Here is a 13,103-nt window from a genome sequence, read left to right as displayed (position 1 = left end):
GACTTCAAGAAAGTCTGAGATCAGAGAGGATTGAACTTTCAATTGTTTCTTCCGCGCTTACTTCACGCCCAAGCCTGTTAGACAGCGTAATACCTTCCTGAATCAGCAAGGTTTGAAGTGCCAGCTCTGCGGTCGGTAACAAAGGAACCTTCTGAAGCAGAGCCGCAATCCAGTGCATTTCAGACGAGGCATAGGCATATTCATATGGAAGCGTATTCTTCCAACGAAAATCCATTTTTTCCAAGTCACCGGTACAATCCAGTTCCAAATCACAGAAAGTAGTATGAAAGCTGAATGGTTCAAGCTTTATTCCCCCACGGGAGCCCAACAGGATGCTGGGATCCATGGAGTCAAGATGAACCGCCCATGATTCAAAAAGGTCCATGGTCATGCCTTTTTCAAAGCGTACCAGTCCAACCCCCAGTTCCTCAACATCATAATGTCCGCTGATACGTCGGGATTCATCCATAGGAATTGCCTGATGCAGTTTCCCACTCATACTCAAGGGGCGTGGCATTCCCATGAGATACAGAAGCTGAGAAATATGATATACGCCGAAATCATATAAAGCACCGCCACCGGAATATTTCCTTTCAACGAAATCAGCACTTCCATATCCGTCCACATAAGGACGGTTCCTGCGTCTGAATCCCATGGAACGCGCATGGTATATATCTCCTAAGGCGCCGCCATCTACCAGCCGTTTTGCTGCCCGGACATTGGGGCGGTACAGGAATCCCAACTGAATATGCAGTGTACGGTCATTGCGTCGCGCGGCTTCAAGCATAGCTGCTCCATCGACATAAGACATTGCCAGCGGTTTCTCGCAATAGACATGCTTGCCGGCATTCAACGCAGCAATGGCGACCGGAGCATGCAGGATCGTGTGCAGGCAAATGTCCACAGCATCTATGTCATCCTGCGCAAGCATCTGTTGAATATCCGTATGAACGTTTTCAATGCCCCATTCCTGCGCACACCGTTCAGCGGAAGATCGCGTGCGACTGCATACTGCCACTACCTGGGCTTCAGGAATTTCCCGGTACATCTGTAGATGCTTTTGAGAAATCATTCCCGCGCCAATAAGTCCTATGCGTATTTTTTCCACCTAAAGCATACCCCTTTCAACACTGTCGGAAGCGTTTCTTCCGTTATGTCCTTGTTTTCTCTCTTTCAAAAAGAGTCCCGCCGAATCATGCTGACAGGAAGACGGTATGTCTGGAAATCTTCCCTCGGCTTGCCAGAATCCTGTTCTTCTTCAAGTCTTTTCAGCAATACTTTGGCAGCAAGCTGCCCGATGTCAAACATGGGATGCTGTAAAGCTGTCAATGGTGGAGCCGTTACAGACATCCATTCGGTATCTCCAAAAGAAAGCAGAGCTATTTCTTCAGGAACCTTGATATCATGTTCATGTAAATACTGTAGACAACCGACAGCCATGGCAGGAGACAATGACAAGATAGCCGTCGGTCTCCTATGGAAAAGCAAGCGGCGCGTTGCTTCATATCCGCCTGTGCTGGATGATACATCGCTAACCACCAGTTCAGGATCAAAAACAATCCCATGCTCCTGTAGGGCCTGCTTATACCCTTGTACGCGTTCCTTCAATGCTGAAATGCCTTCAGGCCCACTGAGAATGCCTATCATCTGATGACCTTCATTGATTACACAGGAAATAGCCTCATACGTGGAGTTGAAGTTATCACCGATCACGGCATCCCGGCAACAACCTTCCGCTTCCCGGTCAATGAACACAATGGGATATTTCCGAGGCATTACATCAAGATAGCCATGGTCACCGGGAGCGGGAAACATCAGCATACCGTCAATCTGCTGAAAATTGAAAATACCGACCTGTTCTTTTTCACGTTGCAGGTTTTCATGGGAACATCCGATAACCAATTGATATCCATTTTTGACCAGCACCTGTTCTATGGCATCAAGGATATCCACATAAAAGAAGGAGGCAATTGCCGGAACAAGCAGTCCAATCCGTTTTGTCTTGTTGCTACGCAGTCCAACGGCATTGATATTGGATACGTATCCAAGATCCTGTGCTACCCTACGTACCCTCTCCGTAGTTTTCTCAGATACAAAACGAGTCCCATTGAATACATGGGATACGGTTGCCGTAGAAACCTTGGCAACCCTCGCCACATCTTTAATTGTCGTCATAGCCATGCGATCCTCCGCATTCCGGAGCCTTGGACACTACCTGCTCACTTCATGTCAGTACTTGCTGAAAACGATTACGTAATCGTTTTTATATTATAAACAGGTTTTTCTAATTTTCAACTGTTGGCGATGTTTTTTATCAGCAGCTGCTTTTGCCCCGATAGCATGGAGGTTCTCAGACTCGCTCCCGACGCTTCTTGTTTCCGAAACTGTCTCCAAATAAGATCAAGACAATCACCATTCCCTGGATAAGCATTATCACATAAGAATTCCGAACCATTATGTTCAAAGAGAATTCCATTACCGCAAAAAACAAAACCCCGATTGCTGATTGCCAGACTCCGCCAATGCCTCCTGCCATGGATGTTCCCCCGACTACCACTGCACAGTTCACAATCATTGCTGTCATATCGCCATAGTTTGCATTACCAGCACCTAAATGAGAAGAATTGACGATTCCCGCAATAGCGGTCAGTCCTGCGGAAATACCGAAACAAATCCATTTCTGACGGACAACCGGAATACCGGAGTACTTCGCTACGGAATAATTGCCGCCAATTGCATAGACGTTACGCCCAAACTGCGTATAACGAAGAATCAGGCTGGAAATCACCACAATCACCAGCATGATGATTACCATATTGGGTATTCTTGCCAAACCAAAGACCAGTTGTCTGCCATCCGCTAACTCATTGAAAGAAAGGCGGGCAGAAATGGGGTGGGCGTCAGTAAGCTGGAGAGCGACACCTTTGAGCAGGATGCCCATTCCCAGAGTGACAATGAAACCTTCAAGATTTTGATGGACAATCAGAAAGCCATTGATAAAACCGACAATGACTCCAATGAGAACAGTAAGCAGTATCGCCAGCCAAACTGGCATGATATTCATGAATTTGATTACCAGCACACCAGACAAAGCCAACACCCCTCCAATTGAAAGATCAATGGAGCGTGTCATCACGGCAAAGGTTACACCACAGGCCACGATGATATTGACCGTCGCTTTGATCAATATCAACGTCTGGGAATAACTTGAGAAAAAACCAGAATTCCCATTCAGATTGTACAGGAACGCGAGCGCGTACAAAAACACAATGCCTGCAATAGCTTTATGCTCATACAAAAACTTGCCGGAATCAATGACCTTTTCTTGTACCATGGATGGATTTGCCTCAATTCTCATGATTTTTACCTCCTCCTATTTGAGCTGGCTGGTTTTCCGGCCATCCGCCCAGATGGCAAGAAGCAGAACCGCACCATTCATGACATTCTGCATGTGCGTGGAGACCCCAAGCAAATTCATGCTGTTTGCAAGCAAAATTACCAAAAAAACGCCAAGCATAGTCCCAAACACATTGCCCTTGCCACCAGCCAAGGATGTACCACCCACAACGACAGCAAGTATCGCATTGGTATCAAACCCACTACCTACCGTCGGGGACGCTGTCGTCACACGTCCCACAAGCATCACGGCGCCAATTACGGTCATCAACCCACAAATCATGAACGCAGAGAGAATCGTTCTGTCCACATGGATGCCGGAAAGCCTGGCAACTGTCTTGTTTCCGCCGACCAGACACATGCAACGCCCGGCAAAGGTTCTTTTCTGAAGAAGATTCAACAAAATAAGCACCATGACGAATACGACCATGGCAATCGGAACAAAACCAATCTTGTAGCTGCCTAGAAAAGTAAACAAAGAATAACTTCGATCGCACCATCTCAACTGCTGTGTCTTGCCCTGGCTCAGCAACATTGCTGCCGCGGACCAAACCTGCGACATCCCGAATGTTATGAACAGCCCTTCCGCCTGTGTCGTTCCCCCGGACTTGATGATCAACAATCCATTTATCATTCCTGCCGCCAAGCCGAAAATCAATACCACCACTAATGCTCCCACTTGTCCCAATGGGTTTATCAAATAGATAGCCAGTACCGCAGAAAAATTGACTATGCCAGGAATGGACAAATCAATGAAACCAGTGATGATGGCAAAAGTCAGTCCAAGCGCTATGAATGCAGGAGCGCCAAAACGTCTCAAGATGCTGGTGATATTGCCGATGCTCAGAGAATTCGGCTCCACGACGGCGGTAACAATTACAAGAAGCAACAAGAGAACTACCAGCATGTGATTAAGCAGGAAATATCTGGCTTTCCTTTCGAGCCTGCCATCATTCATGCTGACTATGTGCTTTACTACTGTCATTATGCTTCTCCTTCATCCCATTACCTTGTCCATGATTTCATTGCCAGATGCCACTTCAGGGTCAAATTCACCAGTCACCTTTCCGTCACATATCGTCAAGACACGATTGCTCAGATTCAGAACTTCAGGAAATTCAGAAGAAATCAGGATGATGGAACCACCGGCCTCCACTATTTTCTTCATGAGCATATAAATTTCGTATTTCGCCCCAATGTCGATTCCCCGTGTCGGTTCATCCAATATCAGGATCATAGGATGCATCTCCAGCCACCTGCCAATAATGATTTTCTGTTGATTCCCTCCAGAAAGAGTTACGACCCTGGTATCTGCGCTTGAAGTCTTGATACGTAAGTTTTCAATCTCCCGTTTGGAACATTCTCGTTCCTTTGACTGACTGACAAATCGGAACAAGCCTCGGCACAAATTCTTCAAACATGCTATGGAAATGTTGGTTTCAACTGAAAAAGGAAGAATAAGTCCCTGTTGCTTCCGATCTTCCGGGACAAAACCAATTCCATGCTGGATAGCGTCGTGGGGCTTCTTAATGGAAATCCTCTCCCCTTCCAAGACAAACTCAGCAGAACGTACTTTGTCAGCTCCAAATAAAGAGCGGGCAATCTCCGTCCTGCCGGCCCCGACAAGTCCGACCAGACCCAGTATCTCTCCTTTGTTCAAGGTAAAAGATACATCATGCAGTTTTCGCGTGTTCAAACCAGCGACATGCAACAGAGGAGCTCCGACACATCGCGGACGTTCGGGAAACTCGTTCTCTATCGCTCGACCGACCATCTTCATGATCATCTCCGCACGTGTCAGTTCCGATGCCGGCTTGCTATCAATGACGCGGCCATCGCACATGATTGTGACGGTATCACAAAGCTCAAATACTTCATCAAGCTTATGGCTGATATAGATCACCGAAATTCCCTGCGAAACAAGCAATTTCACAATCTGAAACAACTGTTTCAAGTCATCATTCGTCAAGGAGCTTGATGGCTCGTCCATGATAATCAACTTGGAATTGAACGATAATGCTTTTGCAATCTCCACCATCTGCTTCTCAGCAGTAGAAAGATTCTTGACCAATGTATGGGAGTTGATCCGGCTTCCGATATCTTCTATGAGTTTTGCCGCTCTTTTGTGCGTTCCCCGCATACCGCTCATTTCTTTGAACCGACCCATGAAAATGTTTTCACCGACACTCATGGTTTCCACTAAGTTGAACTCTTGGTAAATGATGCTTATGCCTCTACGCAAAGAATCAAATGGCGTTGACTTCTCAATGGATTCGCCATCAAAGATAATCGTCCCGCTGTCCTTGGCATATACTCCGGAGAGAATCTTCATCAACGTAGATTTTCCAGCTCCGTTCTCACCTACAATACCATGCACCTCGCCTTGTTTGACTTGTATTGAAACATCATCCAGGGCTTTGACGCCAGGAAATGCTTTATTAACATTTGACACAGTAAGGATATACTTATTGTCCATGCCTCTCTCCTTAACACCGCAGCACCGCCATAGACACTGCCCGATGAACGAATTGATCATCTCATCAGCGTCAATAAATCTCTCGGAAATAATAAAAGTGCCGCCACGAAACGTATTCCATTCCGTTTAATGAATAAGATGCTGCCACCTGAATCTATGCAGGTTCTTCCTTGGACTCAACAACATTGCCATCCGTTTTCTGATAGATGGCAATGTTTCCATACTACCTGCACTTGATGTGACGGTGGCTCACCTCATTCCATTACGGATTCATTCATGCCACCGACATCAATTCTTATGCTACCATTCAGGAGTCGTGAATTCATTGATGTTCGCCAGTGTGACGATATCCATTTCCGCATAGTTATTGGAAGCGACTTTTTCACCAGCCAGAAGTTTTGAAACAAGTTCCAGGGAAGCAATGCTCTGAGTCTCAAAGTTATTCATGATCGTTGCATATTGGGTACCTTCCCTGACCTGGTCAAAACCAGCCTTGCACCCGTCGACGCCAACGATTACAATCCCGTTTAAGCCAGCAGCTTGCACTGCGGAAATCACACCTGTCGCGCCGTTATCCCAATGAACGAAAACCGCATCAATTTTCTTACCGTATTTGGTAATGAAATCTTCCATGATAGATTGAGCTTCGTCAGTCGCCCAATGTTCGGTGTTCTGAATATCGAGGATCTTGAATTCCGGATGATCCTTCATGACAGATATGAAACCATCATGCCTAAGAATCTGTGCATTATGACCAGCCTGTCCTCCTATCTCGACTATGTTGCCTCCATTGGGAAACTTTTCAATGAATGCATTGGCAGCAACGGCACCGGCAGTGGCATCATCCATGCCGACAAAGAAATCACGATACCGTTCCGCGTCGTCGGGGACATCAGATGAATACGTAGAAATGATAATGTTTGGCCGAGCTTCCTTGGCAGCCTTGAAAGCAGTCACGATACCAGCGGCATCGGTAGGATTGACGATGATCCACTGGTAATTCGCTGCTACAGCCTGGGCGACGTTCGCTGCTTGCTTGGCGGCATCACCCTGATCATCCAAGACAGAAATCTCAATGTTGTATTGAGCCATATACTTTTTGAACATTTTATAAGCGAACGGCTGGGACTCATTGTTCATAGCCGAACACCAAACAGCGCGGAGAGGCTTGCCTGTTCCTTGAGAACCGGCGGCTTCCTTGTTCCCGCCAGCAAATGCAACTCCAACCAGACACAGCAACAATACAAATGTGATTACGATTACCTTTTTCATGTGAAAATACTCCTTTTTTTGCAACCTGACTTATTGATGCATATCATCAATAATGAACAATATCTTCCGATACCTCCTCTGTTCAGCTTTTGGTTTATTGTAGGTAAGGATAGCCCAGATTAACACACCACATATTGACCAAAAAATGCACAATAATGAACTCTAAAAAAGTTCAAGACACTGTATTGGGAAAACAAAAATACCCTCAATGATCAATCATTGAAGTCATTAACCAAGAAATAATATTTTTTTCAAAAACACATCACGTAAGAAGTATCTTTACTCCATTGCGTTCAAGATCACTGTGACAATTCTCAGGGACAAAGTCCGTCACGACATACGAAACCTCGTCAGCACGCATCAACGATACAACGCCCCTTTTGTTGAACTTGGAAGAATCCGCCACTATTATGTTATGTTTGGCGCTACCCGCCATGGCGCGGACAGTTTCAGCCCGTTGCAAATCAACATTTGAAAACCCTTGCCCCACTTCATAGCCATCTGTACCCATGAAAAATTTATCCACGCTGAACTGCTGCGCACAAAGCCGGGTCAAAGGACCGGACATTACTTGCGCATCATGATCATAATATCCCCCAAGCAGAGTGATTCGGACGGCAGCACACCGTCGTATGAAATCCGCAATAAACGCGGAGTTGGTGATGATCATCACATCTTTTCGGCTCTTTGCCAGCTCATATGCCAGCATTGCGCACGTAGAGCCTGATTCAATCATGACAGATTCCCCGTTCTTGACTAAACCAGCCGCCATTTTCGCAATCTTTTGTTTAACTTCATAATTAAAAGTCATGCGATAACGGATATCATCGGAAGACACCGGTACGGCATATCCATGGTGCCGAACCAGTAGTCCTTCTTGCTCAAGTTGATCCAAATCCTTTCGGATAGTAACGGCAGACATTCCAAGCTCACGAGCGAGTTCCGTCACTTCTATTGCCCCACGTTCGCTTATCAACTTGATGATCATTAACTTTCTTTCTGTCATCATAACACCTGCTCAGTCCGGGCAATGATATCGTCCTGGGTTTGTCGGGAAAGCACGTTGAAGAATGCAGAATAACCAGCAACCCGGACAATCAGATCCCGGTGCTTTTCCGGATGAATCTGGGCATCCAGCAACGTAGTGCGCGATACCACATTATACTGCACATGGAAGCCATGCAAAGTATTGAAGAAAGTTCGCAACAGCATCATCAACTTCTCCCTGTCCCGTTCCTTCTCCAACATGGATGGGGAAACTTTCTGGTTCAGCAACACCCCGCCAGTAATTTTATGTGTCGGAAGTTTCGACACCGATTTAAATACCGCGGTAGGCCCCTTGACATCCACGGCATGAGTCGGGGAGCAGCCTTCCGCGAGAGGCTCTCCGGCGTGACGGCCATCAGGAGTCGCGCACGTCCCCGCGCCCTGGGGGACATTCGCGGAAATTGACGAGGTGCCCGCATAGTAGCATCCTCCTATCGGTCCTCGGCCATGACGGGTGTTCTTGTATTTCGACAATTCATCAATATAGCTTTCATAGCCTTTGACCACAAGAGAATCAACATAGTCATCATCATTGCCATATTTCGGAACAGCCAACAGAAGCTGCCTGATCCGTTCTCCGTCCTCTCCGGCAAAATCGATAAGCAGAGCATTCCACAATTCCTGTCGGGAAATGCTCCGGTCTTCATAAACACATTTTTTTATGGCGGCAAGGGAATCTCCTAAATTAGCAATCCCGACTTGAAGGTCACTGATGAAATCATAGACGGCTCCACCTTCCTTCAAGTGCTTTCCCCGTCCGATGCAATCCTCGGTCAATGCAGAACAAAGGATATCCGGAACCTCCTGTTCCAATACCATGTCCGCGCAGGAATCCAGAATCACAGCCTGACGACAGAACTCGCGGATAAAGACATCCCAGGCTGCCAATACTTCATCAAATGATTCCATCTGAAGAAAATGTCCATTTCCTGGGTACAGCTTCCGACCGCTGTTGATTTCAACTCCATCGTTCAAAGCAATCATCAGCGTTTTGGGGAAATTCAGAAAACTCATGCCAGTACACCGGTATCCCCACTTGCCTGGAACCGCGACTTCAACGCATCCTATGGCACTATAGTTGTATGCATCCTCTTTAGCGACACCTTTTTCCAAAAAAGAAGGGATGATGATTTCATCATTGTTAAATGCTGGCATGCCGAAACCGCAACGAATGACTTCAATGCATTCTGACATGAACTCGTGGCTGATATTTCTGTGATAGCGCACAGTAAGGTTCGGTTGAGGCATATGACAACGGGCGACAGTCCTCAAAATCAACCAGCTCAACTCGTTGACGGCATCATTTCCATCAACGGTCTGCCCGCCGACTGTTACATTCTGGTACAATGGGCTGCCAGCAGAAAAACGAGTGTGCGACCAACTACGAATCTTATTGACCGTAAAGGTCTTGAGCCACAGATTTTCCAGCAATTCACATCCCTCTTCCTCCGTCATCCCTTCTCGCCGGCTTCTTTCATAATACGGAAGACAGTATTGATCCAATCTTCCATAGGAAAGCGAATGACCATTGGACTCGATTTGAAGAACAACATGCAAAAGCCACAGGCTTTGCAATGCTTCATGGAAAGTATCCGCGGGTTTCATGGGAACCTTTCTCAAGATCCTTGCCATTTCACTCAATTCCCCCGCCCGGACAGGATCTGCGGTCCTGGCTGAAATTTCCGCCAAGTCCGCATAACGTCCGGCAAATGCTTTGACCGCATCCAAGACAATCAGAACCGCACGGTAGAAATAGCTCTTTTTCAAATCATCGAAACTCGTTAAATCCAAATGTGCTTGAGCATCAAGAACCCGTCCCCTATACCCTTCCAAGCCTTCCCGGAGTACACGTCCATAATCCACGGCAAGGTGCGCATCACCGGAAGTAATGTTCCCTTCGGTCTTGATGATGCCAAGGTCATAGAACAATCGGGCATCCTCCGGAAAAGCCGCGTATCCCTTGTCCTTGAGGGTGCGCCCTCTCCAATAGGGATGCATGTCTCTTAGAATCTGCTTGTTTTCCTCGGAAATAGTGAATCGATCACCGTCCCGCTTATCGAACAAGTCCAGTTCATCGACTACCCAGTCCATGGCATATTCCGGGAAAATGGGGGCTGCACGGTCGGCGCTTGCCTGGTTTCCCGCCAGCAAGCCTTCATCCAAATAAATGGACATGCCCCTCAATGCTTCATCCAACATATGGGCACGTTTCACTACCACTTGATCCATTTCATGTTCTTTATAGGCCCTTGTGGTAGCGATTGCACGCTCGGTACAGACTGTAGGTTGTGTTTCCAACAACCTGTGACGCATTATTGCGGTTCTTTCATGCAATTCCCCGAAATGATTCATGTATATTACTCCCTCACCAATTCAGCAGCACCCACGATGCCGCAATCCTTACCTAATTCAGCAAATTTAAATTCTACGGGATACCCCAGATGGTCGAACCTGTTAAATTCTTTGCGCATTCTCCCGAAAAGGGCATTGCCAAAATGAACGAGGCCGCCTCCGAACACGAACAGGTTTATATTCAGTAATTGATAAACATTGTAGACACATACCGCCAACCAATGTGCCATGGATTCAACCATTTTCCCCGCAAGGCAGTCACCATTTTCATATGCCTTGAGAATAGCTTCACAATCTATCTGGTCACAGGAAGACAAAGTACTGGGAATGCCTTTTTCAAGGTTGAGTTTGACGTGATCGGGGGCAAACCGTCCCCCTACATATGACATGAAGCATCCTTTGTTCTCACATCCACACAGCACGCCTTCATCAGGAGTAGCCAGCATATGTCCACATTCCCCTGCCCATCCATAACTTCCCCGGAACAGTTTGCCTTCAATGATGATGCCGCTGCCTACGCCTGTGGAAGTCGCCACATATACCATATGTCTGCTTCCCTTTCCCGCTCCGTGCCGATGTTCTGCCAATGCAGCGGCGTTAGAATCATTATCCAGTACGATGCGAACCGGCAGACGGGTTTCAAGGTACTCCCGCATGGGGAAATCATGCATGCCGATGATTGCCGTTGTCATACACACGAAGCCTTCATCAAACTTCACATATGAAGGAAGACAGATTCCGATTCCATCAATGTGCTTAAAGCTCAGGCCGTTTTCCTTGACAAATGCCGTGACGGTTTCTATGAGAGAATCACATAACGACGGTCCGTCGGCCTTGATATCGGTCGGATATTGCGAACGATTCAATAATATGCCGTGTTCATCGAACAAGCCGTAGGCAATCTTTGTACCGCCGACATCAATTCCAATGACATTCCTTTGTCCCATGACCAAAACCTTATCCTTTTACGATTCCAATGTAGGCAGTAAATTTACGTTTGTCAATTATTTTATTTCATATGAAAGTAACATGATTTCAAATGACGGTGTAAAGCTGGTTTTCCTGCCATGCCAAGGAGTGGACAGGAAGATGAGTTATTGAACGACCATTCTTTTCGGCACTGTCCAGCAAGACGAACGGACAGATATTGGTGTTGGGTTTGACCTTCCTTAGTCTCTGTATTACATTTGCCATGCCCATCATCACCATGATGCGGCAAGGAGAATCCCTATGCCGCGCAAGAAACTGCCCGTCACGGTTCTGTCGGGCTTCCTTGGAGCTGGAAAAACCAGCCTTCTCAACCACATACTGACCTCCCGGCACGGACTCAAGATTGCCGTCATTGTCAACGACCTTTCCGAAGTGAACATTGACGCCCTTGTCCTACAGGGACAGGATGTTTCACGCTCCTCGGACACCCTGATACAGATGCAAAACGGATGCATATGCTGCACCCTGCGTTCTGACCTGATGGATCAGATAGACAAGCTGGCTGCCCGTCAGGAGTTTGACTATCTCCTCATTGAAGCCTCCGGCGTCTCCGATCCCCTGACCATCGCCCAGCCCTTCCTGGGAGAAGACGGAAAGATGAGGGCATCACGCAAAGGAGCCGTGCTGGATACAATTGTTACCGTCGTGGACGCTTCGACTTTCATGCGGATGTTCAATTCCCATGACCTGGATGAATACCCCGACCTGGGCATCCTGCTCTCCAACCAGATAGAATTTGCCGATATAGTCATCCTGAACAAAACCGACTTGACGACCGAACAGTCTCTCAGGGAACTTGAGGAATACTTGGGCGTGGTAAACTCACGCGCCCGTATCATCCGTACTCACCATGGCATCGTGCCTCTTGAGGATGTTGTCGGAACCGGTCGGTTTGATTTCGGTTCTGCTCTGGATTCCGCCGCATGGGAGGAACGAATCGCCTCACAGGAAAGCATGGATGATGAACACCATCATCATGAAGACGACGATAATCATGACGAAGACTGTTCCTGCGGACACTGCCATGAACACGCTCATCACCATGAGGAAGGTCATGAATTGGGCGGGTTCGGCATAACCAGCATGACGTACAAAGCCCGCCGGCCTTTCCACCCTGTCCGCTTGAAAAAATTCCTCCTTGAAGGAATGCCGGGATTGCTTCGCGCAAAAGGGTATGTCTGGATGGCGGGAGACTCAATGCGGGCATGGTTTCTCACCCTCGCCGGCTCAACCTTGTTCTCTGAACCACAGGCATACTGGTGGGCAGCAGTTCCCGAACAAATACCGGACGATGCAGATTTCAAGAAGTTCCTTGCTGCCATGTGGGAAGAACCCTTCGGCGACCGCCGTCAGGAAATTGTGTTCATCGGCCGCGCATGGGACAAAGCGGAACTACGCAGACGTCTGGATGAAGTTCTCCTGACCGATGAAGAAATGAAGCAGAAGAACGTATGGCGCTCATGGTTCGAGAGCTTGGATCCTGCCGACCAGAACTACATCATGGGAAGCGTCGCGTCAGCAGGGCAACAAGCGGGTTTCCACCCCGGACGCAACATGCTATAGTCCACCC

11 protein-coding genes are annotated in these 13,103 nt (G+C 47.4%); 1 reads left to right on the top strand and 10 read right to left on the bottom strand.

Features of this window, described 5'->3' with window-relative positions; translation table 11 throughout:
• Nucleotides 1–4: 4 nt before the first annotated feature.
• From SPICO_RS00505 to SPICO_RS10330, 10 genes are all read right to left on the bottom strand, one after another.
• Complete coding sequence (locus SPICO_RS00505; RefSeq protein ID WP_013738740.1) at nt 5–1,108, bottom strand: Gfo/Idh/MocA family protein; 1,104 nt, start codon at nt 1,106–1,108, stop codon at nt 5–7.
• Nucleotides 1,109–1,173: 65 nt separating this feature from the next.
• Nucleotides 1,174–2,181 carry a LacI family DNA-binding transcriptional regulator gene (locus tag SPICO_RS00500; RefSeq protein WP_013738739.1) on the bottom strand — a complete coding sequence of 336 codons (1,008 nt, stop codon included), beginning with the start codon at nt 2,179–2,181 and terminating at the stop codon, nt 1,174–1,176.
• Nucleotides 2,182–2,350: 169 nt separating this feature from the next.
• The gene (locus tag SPICO_RS00495; protein WP_013738738.1) at nt 2,351–3,358 is read right to left on the bottom strand and encodes an ABC transporter permease; all 1,008 of its coding nucleotides are present in this window, start codon (nt 3,356–3,358) and stop codon (nt 2,351–2,353) included.
• Nucleotides 3,359–3,373: 15 nt separating this feature from the next.
• A complete protein-coding gene (locus SPICO_RS00490; protein ID WP_013738737.1) occupies nt 3,374–4,381 on the bottom strand; it encodes an ABC transporter permease in 1,008 nt (335 codons plus the stop codon).
• 12 nt (nt 4,382–4,393) lie between these two features.
• Complete coding sequence (locus SPICO_RS00485; protein WP_013738736.1) at nt 4,394–5,872, bottom strand: sugar ABC transporter ATP-binding protein; 1,479 nt, start codon at nt 5,870–5,872, stop codon at nt 4,394–4,396.
• 300 nt (nt 5,873–6,172) lie between these two features.
• Nucleotides 6,173–7,144 carry a sugar ABC transporter substrate-binding protein gene (locus SPICO_RS00480; RefSeq protein WP_013738735.1) on the bottom strand — a complete coding sequence of 324 codons (972 nt, stop codon included), beginning with the start codon at nt 7,142–7,144 and terminating at the stop codon, nt 6,173–6,175.
• Nucleotides 7,145–7,406: 262 nt separating this feature from the next.
• Nucleotides 7,407–8,150: a DeoR/GlpR family DNA-binding transcription regulator gene (locus SPICO_RS00475; RefSeq protein WP_013738734.1), complete on the bottom strand. Its 744-nt coding sequence runs from the start codon at nt 8,148–8,150 to the stop codon at nt 7,407–7,409.
• A complete protein-coding gene (locus SPICO_RS00470) occupies nt 8,150–10,543 on the bottom strand; it encodes a glycyl radical protein (protein WP_013738733.1) in 2,394 nt (797 codons plus the stop codon). The genes SPICO_RS00475 and SPICO_RS00470 overlap by 1 nt, the downstream gene beginning before the upstream one ends.
• 5 nt (nt 10,544–10,548) lie before the next feature.
• On the bottom strand, nt 10,549–11,490 hold the full coding sequence (locus SPICO_RS00465) for an ROK family protein (RefSeq protein WP_013738732.1): 942 nt from the start codon (nt 11,488–11,490) through the stop codon (nt 10,549–10,551).
• Between the two features lie 88 nt (nt 11,491–11,578).
• Nucleotides 11,579–11,737, bottom strand: coding sequence for a hypothetical protein (locus SPICO_RS10330; RefSeq protein WP_169310027.1), 159 nt, complete (start codon nt 11,735–11,737; stop codon nt 11,579–11,581).
• Between the two features lie 36 nt (nt 11,738–11,773).
• On the opposite strand from SPICO_RS10330, the gene SPICO_RS00460 reads away from it, so the two are divergent.
• A complete protein-coding gene (locus tag SPICO_RS00460; RefSeq protein WP_013738731.1) occupies nt 11,774–13,096 on the top strand; it encodes a GTP-binding protein in 1,323 nt (440 codons plus the stop codon).
• The last annotated feature ends 7 nt before the right edge of the window (nt 13,097–13,103 follow it).

The organism is Parasphaerochaeta coccoides DSM 17374 (genome assembly GCF_000208385.1).
In the GTDB taxonomy this organism is placed as follows: domain Bacteria; phylum Spirochaetota; class Spirochaetia; order Sphaerochaetales; family Sphaerochaetaceae; genus Parasphaerochaeta; species Parasphaerochaeta coccoides.
The sequence above is the reverse complement of the archived record's forward strand: the minus strand, read 5'-3'. Positions and strand labels throughout refer to the sequence as shown.